At 44.6% G+C, this 19,231-nt stretch carries 32 protein-coding genes; 17 read left to right on the plus strand and 15 right to left on the minus strand.

What is annotated here, in order from left to right:
- The 4 genes from QUA83_RS27470 to QUA83_RS27485 form a co-directional block, all read right to left on the minus strand.
- Positions 1–592 (minus strand): hypothetical protein (locus QUA83_RS27470; RefSeq protein ID WP_333297144.1); only part of this gene is annotated, 592 nt, incomplete at its 3' end.
- Positions 593–734: 142 nt separating this feature from the next.
- A complete protein-coding gene (locus tag QUA83_RS27475; protein WP_333297145.1) occupies positions 735–1,202 on the minus strand; it encodes a hypothetical protein in 468 nt (155 codons plus the stop codon).
- A gap of 130 nt (positions 1,203–1,332) precedes the next feature.
- Positions 1,333–1,698 (minus strand): hypothetical protein, encoded by a 366-nt coding sequence (locus QUA83_RS27480; RefSeq protein ID WP_333297147.1) that lies wholly within the window; start codon positions 1,696–1,698, stop codon positions 1,333–1,335.
- The gene (locus tag QUA83_RS27485; RefSeq protein ID WP_333297149.1) at positions 1,691–1,918 is read right to left on the minus strand and encodes a hypothetical protein; all 228 of its coding nucleotides are present in this window, start codon (positions 1,916–1,918) and stop codon (positions 1,691–1,693) included. Before QUA83_RS27485 ends, QUA83_RS27480 begins: the two co-directional genes overlap by 8 nt.
- Positions 1,919–2,474: 556 nt before the next feature.
- On the opposite strand from QUA83_RS27485, the gene QUA83_RS27490 reads away from it, so the two are divergent.
- From QUA83_RS27490 to QUA83_RS27555, 14 genes are all read left to right on the plus strand, one after another.
- Positions 2,475–2,756 (plus strand): helix-turn-helix transcriptional regulator, encoded by a 282-nt coding sequence (locus QUA83_RS27490; protein WP_333297151.1) that lies wholly within the window; start codon positions 2,475–2,477, stop codon positions 2,754–2,756.
- Between the two features lie 187 nt (positions 2,757–2,943).
- Entirely contained in the window at positions 2,944–3,171 is a 228-nt protein-coding gene (locus QUA83_RS27495; RefSeq protein ID WP_333297153.1) for a hypothetical protein, read from the plus strand.
- A 27-nt stretch (positions 3,172–3,198) separates the two neighbouring features.
- Positions 3,199–3,927 carry a hypothetical protein gene (locus QUA83_RS27500; RefSeq protein ID WP_333297155.1) on the plus strand — a complete coding sequence of 243 codons (729 nt, stop codon included), beginning with the start codon at positions 3,199–3,201 and terminating at the stop codon, positions 3,925–3,927.
- Positions 3,924–4,118 (plus strand): hypothetical protein, encoded by a 195-nt coding sequence (locus tag QUA83_RS27505; protein WP_333297156.1) that lies wholly within the window; start codon positions 3,924–3,926, stop codon positions 4,116–4,118. The genes QUA83_RS27500 and QUA83_RS27505 overlap by 4 nt, the downstream gene beginning before the upstream one ends.
- On the plus strand, positions 4,111–4,320 hold the full coding sequence (locus tag QUA83_RS27510; RefSeq protein ID WP_333297159.1) for a hypothetical protein: 210 nt from the start codon (positions 4,111–4,113) through the stop codon (positions 4,318–4,320). The genes QUA83_RS27505 and QUA83_RS27510 overlap by 8 nt, the downstream gene beginning before the upstream one ends.
- Entirely contained in the window at positions 4,280–4,531 is a 252-nt protein-coding gene (locus tag QUA83_RS27515; RefSeq protein ID WP_333297160.1) for a hypothetical protein, read from the plus strand. Before QUA83_RS27510 ends, QUA83_RS27515 begins: the two co-directional genes overlap by 41 nt.
- Entirely contained in the window at positions 4,524–5,039 is a 516-nt protein-coding gene (locus QUA83_RS27520) for a hypothetical protein (protein WP_333297161.1), read from the plus strand. Before QUA83_RS27515 ends, QUA83_RS27520 begins: the two co-directional genes overlap by 8 nt.
- A complete protein-coding gene (locus QUA83_RS27525) occupies positions 5,039–5,683 on the plus strand; it encodes a hypothetical protein (protein WP_333297163.1) in 645 nt (214 codons plus the stop codon). Before QUA83_RS27520 ends, QUA83_RS27525 begins: the two co-directional genes overlap by 1 nt.
- Positions 5,684–5,743: 60 nt before the next feature.
- Complete coding sequence (locus QUA83_RS27530) at positions 5,744–6,043, plus strand: hypothetical protein (protein WP_333297166.1); 300 nt, start codon at positions 5,744–5,746, stop codon at positions 6,041–6,043.
- Positions 6,043–6,558, plus strand: coding sequence for a hypothetical protein (locus tag QUA83_RS27535; RefSeq protein WP_333297168.1), 516 nt, complete (start codon positions 6,043–6,045; stop codon positions 6,556–6,558). The genes QUA83_RS27530 and QUA83_RS27535 overlap by 1 nt, the downstream gene beginning before the upstream one ends.
- A complete protein-coding gene (locus QUA83_RS27540; protein ID WP_333245560.1) occupies positions 6,559–6,822 on the plus strand; it encodes a hypothetical protein in 264 nt (87 codons plus the stop codon).
- Positions 6,813–7,367 carry a hypothetical protein gene (locus tag QUA83_RS27545; RefSeq protein ID WP_333297170.1) on the plus strand — a complete coding sequence of 185 codons (555 nt, stop codon included), beginning with the start codon at positions 6,813–6,815 and terminating at the stop codon, positions 7,365–7,367. Before QUA83_RS27540 ends, QUA83_RS27545 begins: the two co-directional genes overlap by 10 nt.
- A complete protein-coding gene (locus QUA83_RS27550) occupies positions 7,364–8,527 on the plus strand; it encodes a tyrosine-type recombinase/integrase (RefSeq protein WP_333297173.1) in 1,164 nt (387 codons plus the stop codon). The genes QUA83_RS27545 and QUA83_RS27550 overlap by 4 nt, the downstream gene beginning before the upstream one ends.
- A 37-nt stretch (positions 8,528–8,564) precedes the next feature.
- A complete protein-coding gene (locus QUA83_RS27555) occupies positions 8,565–8,810 on the plus strand; it encodes a hypothetical protein (protein ID WP_333297174.1) in 246 nt (81 codons plus the stop codon).
- Between the two features lie 149 nt (positions 8,811–8,959).
- On the opposite strand, the gene QUA83_RS27560 is transcribed toward QUA83_RS27555, so the two are convergent.
- The 11 genes from QUA83_RS27560 to QUA83_RS27610 form a co-directional block, all read right to left on the minus strand.
- A complete protein-coding gene (locus QUA83_RS27560) occupies positions 8,960–9,547 on the minus strand; it encodes a hypothetical protein (protein ID WP_333297176.1) in 588 nt (195 codons plus the stop codon).
- A 4-nt stretch (positions 9,548–9,551) separates the two neighbouring features.
- A complete protein-coding gene (locus QUA83_RS27565; RefSeq protein ID WP_333297178.1) occupies positions 9,552–9,761 on the minus strand; it encodes a hypothetical protein in 210 nt (69 codons plus the stop codon).
- Between the two features lie 14 nt (positions 9,762–9,775).
- Positions 9,776–10,021, minus strand: coding sequence for a hypothetical protein (locus QUA83_RS27570; protein WP_333297179.1), 246 nt, complete (start codon positions 10,019–10,021; stop codon positions 9,776–9,778).
- A complete protein-coding gene (locus QUA83_RS27575; RefSeq protein WP_333297181.1) occupies positions 10,018–10,401 on the minus strand; it encodes a hypothetical protein in 384 nt (127 codons plus the stop codon). The genes QUA83_RS27570 and QUA83_RS27575 overlap by 4 nt, the downstream gene beginning before the upstream one ends.
- A gap of 5 nt (positions 10,402–10,406) precedes the next feature.
- Positions 10,407–10,835: a hypothetical protein gene (locus QUA83_RS27580; RefSeq protein WP_333297183.1), complete on the minus strand. Its 429-nt coding sequence runs from the start codon at positions 10,833–10,835 to the stop codon at positions 10,407–10,409.
- Positions 10,832–11,284: a YkgJ family cysteine cluster protein gene (locus tag QUA83_RS27585; RefSeq protein WP_333297185.1), complete on the minus strand. Its 453-nt coding sequence runs from the start codon at positions 11,282–11,284 to the stop codon at positions 10,832–10,834. The genes QUA83_RS27580 and QUA83_RS27585 overlap by 4 nt, the downstream gene beginning before the upstream one ends.
- On the minus strand, positions 11,271–11,549 hold the full coding sequence (locus tag QUA83_RS27590) for a hypothetical protein (protein ID WP_333297186.1): 279 nt from the start codon (positions 11,547–11,549) through the stop codon (positions 11,271–11,273). Before QUA83_RS27590 ends, QUA83_RS27585 begins: the two co-directional genes overlap by 14 nt.
- Positions 11,549–12,148, minus strand: a complete 600-nt coding sequence (locus QUA83_RS27595; RefSeq protein WP_333297188.1) for a hypothetical protein — start codon at positions 12,146–12,148, stop codon at positions 11,549–11,551. The genes QUA83_RS27590 and QUA83_RS27595 overlap by 1 nt, the downstream gene beginning before the upstream one ends.
- A gap of 102 nt (positions 12,149–12,250) precedes the next feature.
- Positions 12,251–13,564 (minus strand): hypothetical protein, encoded by a 1,314-nt coding sequence (locus QUA83_RS27600; protein WP_333297189.1) that lies wholly within the window; start codon positions 13,562–13,564, stop codon positions 12,251–12,253.
- 9 nt (positions 13,565–13,573) lie between these two features.
- Positions 13,574–14,536, minus strand: coding sequence for a hypothetical protein (locus QUA83_RS27605; RefSeq protein WP_333297191.1), 963 nt, complete (start codon positions 14,534–14,536; stop codon positions 13,574–13,576).
- Position 14,537: 1 nt separating this feature from the next.
- Positions 14,538–16,973, minus strand: coding sequence for a hypothetical protein (locus QUA83_RS27610; RefSeq protein WP_333297193.1), 2,436 nt, complete (start codon positions 16,971–16,973; stop codon positions 14,538–14,540).
- Positions 16,974–17,222: 249 nt separating this feature from the next.
- Between QUA83_RS27610 and QUA83_RS27615 the strand changes: the two genes are divergently transcribed.
- Genes QUA83_RS27615 through QUA83_RS27625 form a run of 3 tightly spaced genes read left to right on the plus strand, consistent with a single transcriptional unit; the run spans position 17,223 to position 19,150 of the window.
- The gene (locus tag QUA83_RS27615; RefSeq protein WP_333297194.1) at positions 17,223–17,552 is read left to right on the plus strand and encodes a hypothetical protein; all 330 of its coding nucleotides are present in this window, start codon (positions 17,223–17,225) and stop codon (positions 17,550–17,552) included.
- On the plus strand, positions 17,549–18,829 hold the full coding sequence (locus QUA83_RS27620) for a hypothetical protein (protein WP_333297196.1): 1,281 nt from the start codon (positions 17,549–17,551) through the stop codon (positions 18,827–18,829). Before QUA83_RS27615 ends, QUA83_RS27620 begins: the two co-directional genes overlap by 4 nt.
- A 6-nt stretch (positions 18,830–18,835) precedes the next feature.
- Entirely contained in the window at positions 18,836–19,150 is a 315-nt protein-coding gene (locus tag QUA83_RS27625) for a hypothetical protein (RefSeq protein ID WP_333297198.1), read from the plus strand.
- Positions 19,151–19,231 lie beyond the last annotated feature (81 nt).

The raw sequence follows: 19,231 nt of genomic DNA on the forward strand, positions 1-19,231 counted from the left end.
ATTTGCGGTTGCTGTCTGTCGCTGTCGCTGTCGCTGTCGCTGTCGCTGTCGCTGTCGCTGTCGCTGTCGCTGTCGCTTTATGTTGCTGAAATTCTGACCACCAATATTGAAAATTTGACGCTTTTTCTAGGAAGGTAAAAAAACTTCTGATTTTCTGGCCCTTGATTTTTCGCCATTGATTTCTTACGAAAATCTCGAATTCATTTAGCAGTGCTTTGTCGCTATCTCGGAGTTGCTTAAAATTGGCGTATTTTGGCTCTTTCTTTTCTGCGGGGGAAGGTGCGACAGTATTTTCTGGCGCTTCGAGCCACAGTGCAATTCCCCCAGTCGGCTCCCAATGGAACCCTATATCTGGTGTATCTTTGAGGCGTTGTAGGGCGTGATAGAAAGTAGATTTTGGTATGCTGAATTGTTCGTAAAAAGCTTTGGCCGAAGGGAGGTTGAGTTTTTGGCCTTTGGCGCGGTAAATATTTACCAGATTCAGGATATAGTCAGCCGCGTTCATTAATTTGGCTTTGTATCTTGCAACTACATCGTCGAGAAAAAGGCGGGCGTGTTGTTGCGGATTGGGGAGTTTTAATGCTATACTCATGGTATTAATAAATGGATTTTGTGAGGTTGGCTTCAGCGGTGGGGCCGCCTTTTTTGTGTCTGGATTTGGTGACTTTCATGTTGGTTATTTCCGGCGAACAGTTTGAAGGTGGAATGCGTTTAAAGCCTTGCGGGTTACTTGATTAGTAAGGGAGTTCGTTGGAAGGGTCTATCCCTTCGTCTTTGCACCGCTGAGAAAAAGTTTTTCCGTGGTAAAAATCTTCGTCAAATCTGTCCTCAATAATTATCGAAGGTGCGTCCTCTACGCTCCCTAATTCCCAATCGTCGCTGAGGATATCCACCGCGAGCTCCGCTTTGGCTCCGGGGGAGAGATGCCGCAACAATTGGATCGCCGCTGCTAAGTTTTCGTTGTACCGGCCGTGCTTGGGCTGAACTACACAGAGTTGAGTATGGTTATCATCGATCGCCACTATGGCGTTAGTTGCCAGTGCAAGTTTCTCGTGCCAGTTACAGCCGTGAGTCAGCATGGCAATTTGCTGCAATATATTTCCGTCGGCTTCGGCGATCGCTGTGATTTGTTGGTCTAGGTCATCGTCATCGAAGTTGGGGAGATTGTTGGGGTTGTATCCGCCGAGAGCTGGAGTTGTCATGGTTGTTGGTTGTTGGTTGTCATGGTTGTTGGTTGTTGGTTGTTGGTTGTTGGTTGTTGGTTGTTGGTTGTTGGTTGTTGGTTGTTGGTTATTGGTTGTTGGTTGTTGGTTGTTGGTTGTTGGTTGTTGGTTATTGGTCTAGTCTTCGATCTCTAAAGGTCTCTACATAGTGATCGTCTTCTTCGTAGTCACTTGGATCGGGGAGTCCGTCGTCGTCCTCTTCCTCGAATTCGCCAGAAAGTCCGCTGTCGTCTTCTTCGTCTTCGTCTAGGGCTGGAGTTATGTAGCCGTAAGGGTCGTCGTCAAAGTTCGGGAGGTGTATTGCGGCTTGTTTTTCGCGTTTTATTTCTTCAAGCCATTCCAAAACGGTATTTTGACTGACTGGGCCGATAGCGCCACCTAGTCGGTAGGTTAATTCGCTAATCGGTATGTTTTCGTCGTTACTCAGGATTGTCGCGATCCATTCTTTGGCTGCTGCCTTTTTTTTGTCATTCATGGTTTTTAAGCTTCCGAGCTTGGCGAGCGATCGCCGTTCTTTTCTGATTGTCGGCTTTGAGTTGAGCTGGTGACTGCCGCTTGATTTTGTGGTGGGGGTTGCCCACTATGGGGCGATTTTCTGGGGGAATGTCGATCGCCAAGATGTCGGTCGGACTCCACTGATGGCGGTAGTTGTCGGGTCTGTCCTCGATACTGCCGTCTGCATGGATGATCTTCATGGCTTAACCCTTGAAAGAATGACGATATCCCTCCAGAGTCGAGAGCGCAGACTGGGAAACTTGGTGGCAGCCCTCCGAATAGCTCGCGAGCACATTTTTGATTGTCCGTTGGGGATATGAGAAAACTTTTGCTGTTTCATTGGGTTGTGATTTGAGGGTAAGGAGTAAAGAGCGGCGGTGACGAGCCGCTCAGAGATATTCAGGGTGCATGAAGCAGTCATGGTGTCGAGCTCGTGATTACTGCATATCTGACCTCCTGGCGAAAGTGCCGCCCCTCTCCTCTGTCTGGTGGCCGATCGCCCTCCCGGTAAAATCCGCTACCAAAACCCAACAGAATAATTAGCAACGGTAGAGATTTCATACGATCGACGGGGTGGGGATTAGGGGGGATAAGGAAATACTCCCGAAGGCGGGAATCACTGAGATAATTGCGGTATGGCGAAGGGGCTGAGGTTCCAATTCAAGCCCGATCGCTAGCTGTTTAGCTAACTGATTGTAGATCTGTGTAGTGACACCTGTCAACATACTGGTCTATAATTGGGGGAGAGTTCTGTGAATGCCAGTGAGAAATTGTTTGAAGCCAGTTCTTGAGAAGAAATTACAAATTAAAAACTTAACGGCTTACAGGTTTCAGAAGTTAACTGGGCTGGGGCGTGGCACTTCTATTCGTATTAACGATCCGAGTTGGGTGCCCAATGAGGCGACACTCGCAACTATTTGCAAGACGTTTCGGATACAGCCTGGGGAATTCTTGTATTGGGTTCCTGATGAGTCGGACGTTATCTCTGTAAAACCTTTTGCCTTTGGTAGCGATATCCAGGAAGTAAAGGCTAAGTAATTTGTACCCGTGTATTGACATAGTGTCAGTATACGGGTATATTAGTTTTATACCAGACGAAACACCACCCAAGCCCCTGTGAGAGATAGCAGCCTCAGGTATCAAAGACCTGCGCGAGGGTGGTGTTTCCAAAAGCTAAATCTATAATCCAAAGCGAAAGGAGTTGAAATCTATTAATAGAAATTCAATGAATAACTCCGACGATCAAGTAGTTTATTCTTGCGATTTCAGGTCGTCTGACGGTTCACGTTTTTTCGGGTATCAAGGGGTTGTATTTCCTGAAGATCCCCCTCGCATTGCCATTGTTAACGGTATGGCTTTTGAAAGAGCCTTGCAGTCTGGCAATTTCCTAGTTTACCTTCAAGTATCAATTTTCGATCTATCTTCTCAAATGTCACTTTCAGGCGTCAATTAATTAATTAATCAAATCACTGCAAATACCATGCAAATTACCCTTGTTTCGAGTGGCGATACTGTTTCTGATGTCTTGAATCGGTTTCAGCTAGAGTTTTCCCCCAACTGGGTTGAAATTGAAGAGGATTTCAGTCGCCGGATGGATTTGATCTGCAACTTCCTGGCAGGGCATTCGATCGGCAAGCTTAAAGCAATGACCGATTTCCTTGACAGCGCGTTTAAGGTAGACCTCGCCGCTCCCAAGCGAAACTCTAAAATTTCCCTTGCCAGTTGGGTTACAAAAGTTTTGTTGAGCGCTCGTGAGGCGGTGGATGCTTCGGAGGCGATCGCTGACCAAGCGATCGATTCCTCTGCCCCAGAAGTTGAAGTCATGGAGCCAGAGGAAAAACCCATTTACACAATTTCGATCTTGGCTGACGGCGCTTTTTCTGAGGAGCGCGTAAATCGGTTGCCGCCATTTCTGATTGACCGCAAAGGTAATCTCCTGAAGAAATTCTGGCATCGCTCCTATGATGCCGGCTACTCCGAAATCACCTTTAAGCACTTGTCCAATATTGCTGTTAACAGCGGGCTGGTTATCAGGTTGATGGCTGACAATTTAGAAATTTCTCAAGCCTGTATTGTCGGCGATCCGCCACCTTTTATTGTTGACAAAGGAGGGGTTTACAAGCGCGACCAAGTAAGGCGCGGTTTAGCTGTTACTTACTCTCAAGTTATCTCTGAATGCCTGTCGCATGTTGCTGTGGTAAGCTTATGACTCCTCAAGAAATCCACGCCAAACTTAAAAAAGTTTTGGATGATTTAGGCGAAATAGATGATTCTGAAACTTTCACTCAAATGCTCGCTGACAACTCTTTCTTGGTGGATGACGATGATATGGGTTATCTCATCCATCAAGTCGAAGAAGTGCTAGCCGCTGTAAACGCTTTTGTAAAAACCAATGCCTAAATCACCCAAAATCAAAACCTACAACTGCTCTCAAGCTGTCAAAAAGGCGCAAAATCTGATTCCTAACAAAAAGCGCCACATCTTGATTCTGGATACGATGGTTAAATTCAAATTTGTTGAATTCACCCCTCCGGGGAGCTATCGAGGCTCTCTGACCGACGATGAAATTCAACAAGTTGCTGACAAACTCAATAGTTATTAAAGGAGGGATGGTGACAGTCGAGCAAATTCTCCAATCTCTTGAAGAAATTCGCGAAAAGCTTGAGAACATTAGGTGCTCAGGTACTTACGAAAATCTCGTAGAACACCCAGAGTATATCGTTGAAGATTTTAGCCTAACTGATTCCATTCAGGGGGTTGCCGAAGCCTTAGAAATGATTCCTTACGTTTCGGAGTTAATTAAAAATGGATAAGCTCACCGAAAAGACCGAAGAAATGCTTACAGGATGGGACTTGGACGCAAAGCACAAATACCTGTGTTTTTATCACAGAGCTTTACCCTTCATGAAAGATTCTTGGGGGATGGATTACTCCGATTCTAAAGAAGAGCTACTCGAAAATCAGTACCCTTTATTTTCCCCAAAGGATATTTATGAACACGTGAAGTTTGATGAAACTTTTCGATTGGTGCTTAACGCAATTGCTACCGATCCTCAACTTTTGCTTTGCTCTGACGACGAATATCGAATTTGTCGATACGCGGGTTCGGGATGGGGTTGGGTCGGCACTCCTACTCAGTTCACCAAGTTTCTCTGGAAGAAGCTTTCTTCTCAATACAGAGCCGATCGCAATAATGGATGTCGGATGCGCCGCACACACATGATTGCACTGGATGACTCTCAATTCGCGCTGGCTCAGCGTCTAATCCGCTTAGTTTTTGACGATGAAATAGACACCCATGAAATAAAGGATGAATTTTGATGCAAGAAGCCTTAGAAGTTGAAATTGTCGGCGAATCGAACCGGGTCGAATGCGAATCGAACCGGGTCGAATGCGAATCAAACCGCGATTCGATGCGGGATGAATGGATCGGCGCTACGACAGCGATTAAGCTTACAGATCTTACTAAATCCGCTTTTCAGCGCGCCATCTCTCACTTGCTAGGAGTTCGCGGTTGCCAAGTCGATTTAATTCGTCGCGGTGGTTCCAAGAATACTCGCTATTCAAGATTCGCTGTTGAGATGGTCAAAGCTCATAAATCGGGTGACGAAGTTCTACTGCAACAACTGCTGGAATTCGCCGCTAAGCCTGCAAGTTCAACCCAATCATCGGGTTTAGCGGTAGTCGATCATGTGGCTGCCCTAGAAGGAAAAATCGCCAATTTGCGTCAGACCGGCGCTGCCAACTCTCAATTAAATGCCGATCGAATCCAGAGCAAATTAGCTGAAATTGCGGCAAACAATCAAACCGCTCAACGGCGAAGTGAAGCTCTCGGCGATGCGGAATTGTTGGCGGCAGAAAATCGAGGAATAGAGCGGGGTTTGGCAGTCTTCAACGCTGAGGAGGCAGCCTTGGAAAACACCGTGGCTCACCTCCGAGCTTTGAAGATTTCGGCCAATCAGTAACTTTTACCAGCCTGCGCCTGGGAACGCCGGCTGGCACATTCAAATCGGAGCTAATTTATTATGACCGATCGCAGCAATCTCACCACACTTAAGCAAAAAGCTACGGATTTGGGCCTGACTCCTTACGCCAGTTTGTACGGCGACAGGAGGCAGCGGGCAACTTGGGAAAAATTGCTCAAATCAGCCGGCGAATTGACGCCGCTGCCAGAGCGACAAATTCCCGCACCCGACCGTGCCCAAATTAATTGGAAATTAGCGATCGCCCTTTTGGTTGGCGCGATGGCTCTGGGTGTTTTGCTGCAACCTTTGTGCAGCACAGTTTTTCCAATCAAAATTACCATTCAAATTGGAGCCAAATAATGAGCTTGCAACTACGCCTTTTTGGTAGCGGCAAAGATGCTGCTGGCAAACTTGGTACTGTAACCAACGACGGTAGCCATGCGATCGACAAATCAAAAGTCCTTGCCCAAACAGGAGTCGGCGTAATTACCCCAAGCACGCCCGGTAATTTTGGATCAATCCGATCGGTTCCCGTAGTACCTAATCCGATGTACTTCTCAAGGGAGCAAGCGGACGCTGTTAAGGATTTGAAGAAGGAAAAAGTAGAAGGGGCTCGAATCACCAAAGGCGTCTATAAGGATTTGGGGAAGATTGAAGAGGCCGATGCAGTGGTACATAAAGCCCACAGGAAGTACGAAGGGGGAGTTGCCGAGAACGAATTGAAAAAAGTTAGATCGAACGCTTCCCTCGCTAAAAAGCTGCATGGGATGCGATCGGGATATGCCCGCCTTGGCTTAGGGGTTGACAAAGCTGAGAATGATGCACGGGTGAGGATTGACGCTATCAAGGCAAGACTCACGGGAGGAGCGAATTAAATGAAAGCGATGTATCTGGCAAATTATTTTGTCGCCGGGTGCGTCGCTTTCTCCCTTTTGGGGTGGATAGCGAGTCTGCATCCAATGGCAATGAAAGCCGTTTTGTTTTTGCTAGCAGCGATTGCGATTGCCTGGGGGTTGAGCTGGTTACTTGACTATTCCCTAAGTAAATTGCTCAAGATTTCAGTGGCTGACTTACAAGCGCTTTTAATCGGCGGTTTGGCGATGCTATTGATTGGCTTGGGGGTGTTTCTATGCAGCTAAAATTGTTTGTATTGAGTGCGTCTTCTGTAGTGCTTTGGTTGACTCCACTAGCGGTGCTAGACAAAAAGCTAGACACCCACAAAGCGCTGCAAGGGGTGAGCTTATGTGCTGCAATTGCTTGTGCAGTGTCCGCAGGCAACATCGCCCGTCAATTAGCCGACGAAAGAGAGATTGAAGAGTTGAAACTGAGGGCGATTAAAGCTGATGTAGAGGACGAAATCAGTACCAGTGTCTACGTTTCACAACAACAAAGACAGCAAGAAGCTGAACTTATCCTGGCTTCCCCTGGCGTTGATGTGGAAGCTTCCCGGCAAGCGCTAGAAGCTATATATAGCAACGACTTACAGGATTCTCCTTCCGCTTCCGCTTCCGAAGCTGATGCTAGTGATTTAGCCCTTTGGTGGAAAGTAAGTGCGGCGGAAGCCGAGGGCAAAAGCCCCACCTGGATTATTGAAAATATTCTCAATATGAAAGGTCGGAAATTTACTGAGGGCAAAGCTCGTTTGGCAGAATTGCAAAAAAAGTTTGGTGAAGTTGATTCATGAAAAATCCCAAGGGCTCAGTAACGGTTAGTGCTGTTCGTGGCAATCTTCGACTAAGACTGCCACGGGGCCTCTGGAGCGACAGGAAGCAAGTATATTTGCCTTTGGGTTTAGCTGACAACCCACAAAATTATAAAAAAGCGGAAATTACAGCCAGACAAATAGAATTAGATATTTTGTCTGGACACTTCGATCCAACTTTAAAAAAGTATCAACCTGTTGCTTACGAATCTCCAAAAGTCGAAATTAGAAAACTAAAAAATAATCTTACCTTTACTGAAATATATCAAAAATACATTGATACCAAAAAGGATAAATCGGCTACGACATGGAAGGGGACTTATATTAATACCCTTAATCACTTAAATGGCTGCCCCTACCAATTCCCTAGTCAAGCTATGGAGCTTAAGGATTGGATGGTGTCTAATAAAACTTTAGACGCTTGTAGGCGAATTTTGATGCAGCTTAATGCAGCGTGTAACTGGGCCGCAGAAAGAAATTTAATAAAAATTAATCCCTTTTTGGGGAAAAGTAAAATCAAAAGCAAAAAATCTAAAGCCAAGATTCATCCGTTTTCTACTAATGAGAAAAAGGCGATTCTTGCAGCTTTCGAGGAGTCCGACAAATTCAGCTACCTGCTCCCACTTATTAAATTTTTCTTCTTGACCGGTTGTCGCACCAGTGAGGCGATCGGCTTGCGGTGGAAAAACATCAAAGCTGATTGCAGCTCGATCAGTTTTGAAGAAGTGGTAATTTTGGGCAAAGGCGGCGCTCAAAGGAGGCAAGGGACAAAGCAGTCGCCCCAGCGGGATCTTCCGTGTAACCGACAATTGCAAAATTTATTGATGTCGATCAGACCTTCTAAGCCCGTAGGCACTGCTGCGGTATTTTTGCGGCTCGATGGCTCGCCCCTTACGCATCAGGATTTACGCACCGCCTGGTATGGTAAAGGGAAGAAACTGGGAATTGTGCGACAACTTGCGGCTGACGGCGTGATCGACGGTTATCGGCCGCAATACAATACACGACATACAATGATCTCTCAATGCCTAGAAGCCGGAATCCCACCACTACAAATTTCTCAATGGGTGGGGAACTCTCCAGAAATAATTTTTAAAAGTTACGCAGGGATTATAAATAAGTTTGTTGTGCCTGAATTTTGATTAAAGATTTTGCCGAAGAACCACCAGAGTAAATGACATGAACAAACCCAATGATTTGATAATTTACGGAAACGGCCTTTATGAAATCGAGCGAGAAACAGAGACACAATACTGCTTGCACGAGCGGTATTTACTCACAGACTCCCACCTTGTCTGTGGGTGGATAGATAAAAATGATTTTGCAATAGGCAAGGAGCGTATTCTTGGTAACGATTTATATAAAATTCAGCTTGTTATGGTTGCAATATCGGATCGCCAAATTTTATTCGATCCGATTGACTAAGTATCGCAATCGCTGATATACAATAGTGATGGCTGGCAATAAGTATGATGCTGCACAGGATATGAGATGCCGGCCTCCCACAAATCCTTATTAGGGATCTCCTTATCTTCATCTATCCCTTCGCCACCCGGAGAGGATGTTTTTTGACACTAAAACTTAAAAACCTCATTTCCAGGAATGACGATCGTATCGAAGTACCGCCGCCCGCTATTTTTGCAAAACTGCATAAACTCTCGATGACCGTGCCGGCTCCGGCCTACCAGACAGCCGGCTGAAGCCTGACCAATATTGCCAGGGGGCATATCGTAACCCCAGTGCTGATTTATCCCATAATGACCCCGCACTTCGCGATCGCCCGGTCGCACAAAATCCTGGTTATAATCTCGAAAACCTCGCACTTCACCTACTTGGATCAAAGCTTCATGCGGCTCGGAATTACCGTGAATTCCAATTTCCCAGGCCTGCTTATGAAAACCAAACGCAATCCTAAAAGCACCGTCGGGATTCATGGGTGTGTGTGTGTACCAAGCCCCCGGCTCGCAAGTCGCCTGCCAACAGTCTAAGCACTTGGTTTTGTCAAATATTGCGCGCACATCGTTGAACTGATTCGGCGCGTCAGAATTAAGTCTGCCGTTAATGTCGCAGCCTTCAATGTAGATAATGTTGAAAGTTTCGATCGGGTAGTTTTTAGATTGGCAGTATTTAAGAATTTTAGAGCTAGTAGTTAAGTCAAGCATAATTTTAATTTACAAGTTGAGTGATTTTGAATCTCAAAGATTTAATTAATACCAATAGTCGCACTAAATCAATTTCTGAATCTTCTCTCAATCCTTGGCTAGCCATAGCCACAATGTAGCCATACTGCACTCCCAGATCTTCTATTGCCGTGAGTAAATCATCAAGAGAGGCTTCGGGATTTTTAAGTAATTCGCTAGCTTGGAAATATGGCACACTTGAAAACGCGTTTATTTAGACTGATCTATGTCAACTTGTTCAGCGCTTATTCGATTTTGAGATTGTCTGTTTTGGGGACTAAATCCTCCGGCAGCGCTTCCCAAAAAAGCTCCAGCAGTACCAAGAGTGTACGCAAATCGATCGCCTAAAAGTTTGTCGCTGTTGAAAATAGCGCACAGAATAATTACTAAACTAGCGCTACCAAACAGGCACGGTGTAAGCGCTCTAATGATTTCTGGAAGTGCGTCAGGTTTCATTTAGGCTCTGTAAAATCTGTGCGGATTTTGTTATACCTACGTACTGCTTTTTTTTGTAAATTTGGTACGTCTTCTCGAACATGATATGGTTCGTTGTTTCCAACATAATACTCGCTTTCTTCTGTATTTCCATATTCCCCTTGCGTCCACCTTTCTAAAAACTTGTCTTGTTGGTTTTGACGGGTAATAATTGTGTCGATGATGCTTTCAAGCGTAGTAATGCGTTCGGTTTGAGCTAAAGCCTTACGTTGATTTTCAATATTAGAAGCGGTTCTTTCACTAACGTAACGCTCTGCAAGTTTTAGTCCCTTCCACATAAACCCGGCAATTACTGTAAAACCCGCGGCGTTTCCTATTAAATTAGTCCAATTAATTGCCATATTAATTACGGCGGATGTTGTTGTAGTAATGTGTCAAGCTTTTGTTCTACGGTATCAATTTGAGGGCCGAGGTATTCCCAAATTTTAATAGATGCACTGGGAAACCACCGAGGAAAATTTATAGACAATTTATAAGGTGGTACGTAGTCAGGAAAAACAAATAGCTGTTTGCGTCGCAAAAACAATTTGCGAGAATTTAAATGTGCCACACCGGGCGAAGCACTACCAAAACCAAGATTAACTTTTTGGTACATATAGCCGGCAAATTCCCAGCTATCCGGTGCATCTTCTACTGTGGCTAATACGCCAATTATATTAGAGCTAAAAGTTACAATACTTGAATATTCAGGGATACTACTTTCGGGAAAAATGATAGTTTGTGAATCTCTAAGTATCCAGTGTATCGGGTTTTCTAGCTCTAATATTAATGTCATGCTATTGAATGTCTGTGAACTCGATTAGATAATTTCCAGCCACGCATACTAGCACCTCTAGTGCAATGGAACTCGCGACACGTCTGCGGCTTTTCTTCGTGAATTTGACAAAGGCGTTTTTCGCGATCAAGGCAGTTGCAAAATCCGTCAGCACCTTTTTCTAAAACGTAAGTGTTATTAGATTCGTCAATTTCGCACAAATGCTCGTATTTGTCGAGTTCGTGCGGCCAGATCAATAAACCGTTGAGAGAGCAGCATTGAGCTTTGCAGTACGGCAGCGCATCTAAACATTCACAATCAAATTGTAACCATGTGCCGTCAGCGCCAGCCTCAAATCTGATTTCACCCGTAGCACTGCCCGTTTCATCATAAAATGTTTTTATCGGTGTACTACGTTCGACAACCGGAAAATCTAAACCCGACACATCTTGCTTTTCAACGATTTGCATTTTCGATCAACGCCTCAATTTCGTAATCAATGTTGTCAATAGAAGCGTCAATCCATAAATTAGGATTAACGCCTTCTGTTAACATTAAATCACAAAATCTTTCGTACTCGTTATAGCTACAAAATGAATTTGTTTTAAGATGTTCAACAAATCGATCAATAATGCTACGTCGTGATTGCAGGCGTTCAAGTTCTTTGTCGATTTCCGATGATGACATCCCCTGCCAAATTAAACCAGGAGAGTCAAAAAGTTCTGTATCATCCATTATTCAACCGCTGCCTTACCGCCGCTAGTTCCTGTAGGTGGCTTTTCATTGGTAAAACTAACACTGCGATACGGTGTAGTGTTGATTTCGGCAGTCAGAGCGGTTTTAATAGCTGCTTGCACACTTTCCTGAGTGTCGTCAAAAGCTTTTCGACCGATCGGAAGCGAATAACCAATTCCTGTCCGTTTTGCGTAATACAACCCGGTGTATTTTGATTTGGTGTATACTGCATTGGCTGCTGTCGGGTGAAAAGTTCGACACCTAGAAGGAGTAAAACCTTCGGGTGCGTCAGTTGCTCCAGTCGCTGGAGTTGCGTCATAGTAATCATCAATAGTTGCTTTTCCAAAATTATCAGTAGCATCTAATGACGATTTAGATGCCCTAACAATAATTTTGTTTTTAGTCATGTTTGTAGCTGTGACCTTACCCAGGTAAAACGGAGTGATAGAAACTCGGCTCTGGATGCGGTTTTTTGGGGTACCATCTCCCGTAATTTGTGGAGAAGGACGAGTCGCAGCCTCGGCGCGGTATTTGTTGAGGTTGTCTAATGCAACTTTGAGAATGCCTGCATTTTCGATATCGCCAAATCGTTTAGCCATGTGTTTCGACACCTTTGCTCATTTGCTCCAATTTAGCGCCAAAACCCTTGCTGTACAAAGCTTTCTACGGCACAAACTCAATGAGTTTGTCTATTTAAACGGTTATACCAAATTATCCGTAGATTTAAATGTTCCCCCAGCACTATCAACCAGTCCCAACGGTTCAGTCAGTCCAGGTAAATAAATTGTGGCGTGAGTGAACTTAGTTTCTGCGATCGGTCGCTGTCGCTTTCCTTTGATCTGTTCGCCAAATGCTGTAATTGTTTCGGGAATAATGGGGTAAGCTCCAGCTTCGTCGTCGGTTTCGGTAAATCTAAGAAATCTACGATCAAGTGTGTGTCCTAAAACTTTTACTAACTCTGTCATAAGGCGAGTTCCTTCAGCACGAGTTCTTACGTACGTCCAATTGTCATATCCCTGTTCTAAATTTTTGTAACTGCACGTCAATTTGCCTTTTTTGATTACAAATCCATAAAATATATTTTTGACAGATTTAGCTAACTGTTCAATATCATTTTTGGAAATATTGGAAATATTTTTCCATTCTGGTTTCATTACAGTGATTTTAAGCTCAGATTTAAGCGCCCTATATCCTGGTTCTACATCTAAAATATCTTCAAAAAAGTAAAGCTTGATTATAGGGAAACCTTTTCTGCTGGTAGTTAAATAATTTGGCTTTTCATTAATTTTGACATTACCGCCGCCGCCTTGATATTCGTACTGCACAATCTGGTTGATTAAAAGTAAATCGGTGCCCGTCATAATTACTGAACTTTTTTCAGCTGATCGGTCTTTCCAATATTCGATTACCCTATAACCTAAATCGGCGCGCTGTTGTGAATTTGTCAATTCCCGGTATCGGGGGCGAGTTTCCGGTTCTTTGATGCGCTTCCATTGAGTCTCGCCGGCGAGAGCGAAATTGCTGGTTGCGCGATCTGAGTTGAATTGCGGAAAGCCTAGCTCCCACTGCTGGAACCACGCATCAAAATTTATTCGAGCACCTGTGACAAACCTGGTAGCTTGCACAATTTGCATCATTTGCCGCAACTCTGCGGGTGTGCCGGCAAGACGATAAAACTCAGATTTAAAATCGCGGTTTGGGTAAAAGTCAATTACCCGCCAACCTAAAGCCTGCGCCGCTGGCGGTTGGTTGAGTTCGTGAATCTTTGGCCTTTCTCCAAAACTACCACCCCAAGGCCGACTTTCAGACGCGCGATTAGCTTCGAGCGAATATCCTTGATAAGTTCCAGCAATCGGATCTTCGGGATCTCCAGGAAATTCATCTTCAAACCCGTTGTTAAAAATATCGAGTCCCATTTGGCCGGCATCGTCACTGCCACCGCCGCCACTTTCCGATTGCAAATACTGATCCAGAACCTGCCGCCCAATTCCTGCCCATGAATTTGTACTTGCCATATTTTACCTCTACAAAGCGTAAGAAACTTGAATGCTTGACTCAGCACACATATCTTGTGCAGCTTCTAGGAATTCTTCAACAAAATTTTGGATTCCGCCATCGGGCAACGATTCAACCCATTCTTCTTGGGCCGATGCGAAAGACCAAGGCTTTTGTCCTTCATCTCCCCAAGTTTCTACCATTTTGCCAAGGCTTGGCCACATACCAGAAAGATTGACGCCACGGGCGATCGCCTTTACCGCTTTTCGAACATTTACATAAGCTTCAAAACCCGCAATATTCATAGCAGCTCTGGCGCTTGATGCGATTGCAGTTTTTAGATTTTGTACGCTCTCCTCCCACAATTCCGAATTTTCATCAAAATTGTTAATTCTCAATTCATCCAATTTGGCTATTAAATCGGGATTAAATCGAATTAATTCCGCTTGATTTGCGTAGGCCACCCGACCAAGTGAATATCCGCACAGCGTGCCGGCTAAACTACCCAGAGCTTCACCCCATACTCCCGCTTGACTTTCTAACAACGATTTTTGTTGAGCACGAATTTGTTTGTCCGAAATTTGAAAGTTAAAATTCCAAGTTCGCTGCACAGCTCCAACCGCAGCGCGAACCAATCCACCAAGGCCTAAAGCACTAAAAGCCAACCGCGAAGCTTTCCAAATTTTGACAATGCCGCCACCGACAAAGCCAGCAACCGCGCCTCCAACAATTAAAACTACACCGCCAGTTAGCAGCGCGGCGCCAGCACCGGCGATCGCCTGCAATGGTTCTTCCTGCAACCATTGGCCAAAATTGACTCCAAAAATATTAACTTTATTGAGTTGTTGCTGTACAAAATTAGCGAATCTGTTAATTAAATCGCCAGCGGCGCTGACGATATTATTCCAAAATCCACCAACTGCCTGAGCAAGTTCTTCGAGTCCTTCGCCCTTGTACCAAGATTGAGGGAGGTAAGCTTGTGACAAATTCACGTTATTTTTTCCTTTTTTTAGTGCGGTTGCGGCTGGCTGTCGCGGCTTTAATCACATTTGCTCGAAGCAGCGCCGCCTCGGTTTGTACTTTAAATTTAGCAGATTCTATCAACTTATCAATTGCCGTACCTGCATCACCAGCAGAAGGAATTGATAATAAACGTTGTATAAAATCCGCTAAACCTCGCAGTAAATCGCGCATATCGGTTTTTTCTTCTTCATGCCGGCGAGAAACCTTAAGTTTGATTTCTGTAGGCTTCATAGTTTCGCGCAACACTTTTTCGGTTGCTTCTTCAGTTTTTTTCTCTAAGTCGGGATTAGCCTGAAAACCTTGTCCCTTCACCCACTGACCTGCATAAGGATCGCCTTCTAAATGCACAGGGATATAATCTTGTTGCTCGCGCATTCCCGAATCTTCAAATAAAGCTTGTGTCATTTCAGCGGTTTTAATAATATCAGTTCGATTTGCTAAATTAGTGCGAAAATCTCGCAGCATTAAATTAACTGCGGCGTCAACATCGCCTCCTGTATCTATTTGAAATTTAACAACTTGACGGAACCAATCAGACAAGGTTAGAGCTGCTACTTCAATAGGTTGATCACCCTCAATCGCAGGATTTGCATCCTTAATTATTAGCACTTCTCTGGGATTGCCAAATGTGGCATTCAAATACATCATTTGAATTTCGTAAGCCATAATCATATTGTGAATTTTAATTTCGTCTACAGCTCCTGGAATAAGCAAACTTTTCGCTACTAATGCGTCCGATAACTCGCCTGATGGAAATAAATACTCCAATCGCCTTAAAGCATCAAATACATATTGCTGCTGTTGCAAAAATCCTCCCATTTTAACTTCGTCATCTTTGTTGATTTCTAGTTCTCGTTTGTTGCCCGATTTGTCGCGGTTAGGCTGGTTATTGGATTTAAGAGATTGCTCTGAATCCCTGTTGTATGCAGGGTTTTGCACTTTTCCAGCGGGCGGTTTGTAACTTTGTGGATCTAAAGCTGTATCAAGATTGTTAGCCTGTTTAAGCGCGTATTTTAGCAAATCATAGACAGTCTCAAATCTAACTTTAATTTTTTTAGGTCTTTCAGGATCTAAAATTGGAGTTTCAGTTCGTTCAATCTCTTCACCAATAAATCCTAGCTTTGTAGTTTGTGGAACAAGTCCGTTTGGTCCAAGTTCGCGTCCAAGCAAACGCAATATCTCAGCCTGAAGGATTAAAGATAATTTACAGCATTTATCTTCCATTTTTTTTCTTGGTGGTGGGTTGGGAACAGGGGGAGAAAGGGGAGGGAGAGGTAAATCGGAAGGTTTGAGGGGTATAACTTGGCAGACCTGAAGGCGTGTTTTGGATGTACTGCCCCCGTCATGCGCTGTATTGCTTACATTAAAGGAGCTGCTGCTATTTCTTTGTTGGATATAAGTTTTTAAATTATTTTGAGGCCCTCTAAACAAAAAAGCATTGTGTGCCGCGCCTGTTGCTGTTCCGGTGTAAGTGGTAGGAGTGCGAGTAACAGCAATTGTCCTAGTCGAAAAATGAGAAACTCCAGCTTCCCACATTCGACCGCCTAATGTGGTAAAAGGTACACTAGGATTTGCAGAATAACGGTTACTAATCAGCCCTCCACTTGCGTCAGGAGAAGTGGCGTAATAAGGCCCGCTTGCTAGCGCTGTGTTAGTAACTTTTACGTCAAAATAAAAGTTACTAATGTCAACATCGCCATTAGATAAACGAGTGCCATCTAATCCCCCGTGCGTGGTTTTCGTGCTACTTTCTGAATTGTATGTGCTAACCGTAGTAAATCCATAAGTACCAAAACTAAATTGAGTAGCTTTGTTTAAAACGCAAACTACTACATAAGCAATTTCATCTCCTTCAAGTAAATCAGTGCCATCATTGAAAGGTTCATCAATAGTAGGCGTAAGCGGCGTCGGTGCAGGCGTCGGTGCAGGCTTTGGCTCGCAAACATTCCGGCCATAAGTATGCGAAAACGGCCCTATTGTAATTGTCACATACTGGTAACATCCGCCCCGCCCCTCTTCATCTTGATCAACGCCTACATCGATCGACGCTCCTAGCGGCCCTAAACCAATACCCAATCCAATACTGCCTCCCTTGATTTCGCCGCCAGCCCCCAAATTTATTCCGCCTCTACCTGAGATTGGGCCGCCAAGCGGAATTGCGGCAACAACGCCAAGGCCGCCACCTGCACTTTTGCCGATTTCAACTCCGATCGGCGATCGCGGTTTTGGTTTTGGCTGCAACAAACTTCCAGTTGGTCGAGCGCTTCCCCTAGGGATTTCAGCATCAATTCCCGCCACATCCGATAAATCCTCTGGCGAGTCAAAGTCTTCTTCCGGATTTGTACCGGAAGAAGTGCCGTATTTCGGAGATAATTTTGCACTGGGAGTTGCCTGAGTTCGAGCCACTTACTGATCTAGACTTATTAGATATAGAATAAGTACAACATATATTTTAAACATATGACGAGCTTCAACAGTGGAAGCGGCAGCCCCTTCTCGGGGATAATAACGCTGGAGGATTGGACGGTCGCACACATTAATTTTTTGAGAATTCAGCAAAGTAATTCCGCAAAAAACCCAAATACTTTGAGATACTTAAATCTCACCACAAATACAGATGGCGCAATGTCCGGAACTTTTTCTTGCCCGTGCACTATGACAGGAGGCACAGCCGGAGCGGTGACAATTATAGCGGCTTCGTACCTAACAGACGTGACTTACACTGCGCCAACGGGTGGAGACTCTTCCGCCGCTAACGAAGTGCAAGCCTTGATAGATGCTGTCAGGCGGCAAAAAGCTTTAGAACTGGACACCACAAAAAATACTAGCAACGCCAATTATTTAAGCTTATCTATAACAATGGGCAGTACGGGCGTAGGCTCCAACAATGCAACGATCAATATTGGATTTAGCGGGCTACCTTGTGACATAACTCAAGCAGCCAACGGCTCGATAAATATTGAAGGGAGAACTTACCTTTTATGAGTACCGCTCGTTTTTCCAAATCCCTTACTAACGTTAGCGCAAATAATATCGTTACGCTCCTCGATTTAACTCAAGAGCTTGCCTATTACGAGCAATTCAAGGCTGACAATATAGTCGATCATTCGATCGTCCTTGAAGACTTGCAGTGTAAGGTAGGATTATTCTCCCTTTTAGAAGCTGACTGGCCCAATGAAAATGCACTCGCTTCTGAATCGGCTATGGAAGCGGCACGAGCAAAAATCCTCAAGGAAGGCCAAAAAATCTATTTAGAACTGTATATAGCCAAAGGTAACGGCCCTTGGGAATTGCAAGGCGAAGAGATTCTCCAAAATAAGAACGGGTTAGAGCAGCCCTGGGCTCTGATGGCCCCTTGGTTTTCGACCAACGAAACAGCCTTGCTAGGAGAAGATTTAAAAATAGGTGTGAAGGTTGCTAACAAAGCCCAAGGAGTTGGCGGCCTTAAAGGAACGGATTATCTTCGCATTTTTGGAACTTGGCGAAAACAAACCAAAATCGAATCTAAAAAAAAAGATGATGGCATAGAGGCTTTGCACGATCGCATTTCCGCCCTCGAAACTTTACTGAGCACTTTTGGCGCACCCTCTGCTAGCTTGCCCGGTACAAACGGTTTAGTTCCGGCTCCCCCTGCTGGAGGTGACGAATTTTTGCTCAGGGGCGATCGAGAATGGGAAAATCCCAGCAGATTTGCCACGCCCGCACAAATTACCACAGCAATAAATGATCTAGTCGGTAACACTGTTGCTGACTTAAACACTTTGGCAGAACTGGGCGCGGCCATTGCAAATGACCCTAACTTTGCCGCCTCAGTTGCTACAGCTTTGCTTGATAAAGTTTCCAAAACCAGCACAGAAACAATCGACGGAATTAAAACTTTTACTTCTCGCCTCCAAATACAATCAACCGCCCCTGGCTTTTGGTTGGATGAGTCCGATGCTTCGTATGGAATATTTTTAGTGCTAGCTAGTAATATTTTACAAATACAGCGACGCCCGTCCGGTTTTCTCTCGACTCCCATTATTACCGTGTTGACTATTAATTTAGATACTTTTGTTGTCACTTTGCCTCAGCCCACGTCTACGGTTCAAATTGCAGGGGTTAAAGTGCTAGCAGCAAGAGAGACGGGGTGGTCTGTACCAACCGGAGCCTTAAATAAAGCGGCAGCCTTTAACGCTGATACAGCAACAATTTCGCAACTTTCTCAAAGGTATCTCGCGCTTGAAACCGCCGCCCGCAACCATGGATTAATCGGAGGATAATAATTTATGCAGATTAAAGTAGAAAAAAATGAGATTATTTGGCAATATGACGTTAAATACATCCATGTATTGTTTCCTGACGAATTAGATCAACGCAAATTAATTGTTCACGTCTCACGGCAAATATGGAAAGAGACCGAACTAATCGGATCGGAAGCCTTTGACGATCAACCTCTAGAAATCAACCTCTTTGGAAAGGTTGATCCTTCGATCGCCTCTGCAATTGATTTACTCAAAGAAGGAATAGAGCGAGCTTTACTTGACAAGGCCTTGAAGAAGCATACCGACGCTAGACCCTTTCCCCCCAAGTCAAACAAATAAAATTTTCGTAATCGAACGGTCGTGGGTTCAAATCCCACCATCGGCTTTGGGTTTCCGTAAAGGCTGAAACCCAAAGCGCAC

This window comes from Microcoleus sp. K1-B1, assembly GCF_036704705.1.
In the GTDB taxonomy this organism is placed as follows: domain Bacteria; phylum Cyanobacteriota; class Cyanobacteriia; order Cyanobacteriales; family Microcoleaceae; genus Microcoleus.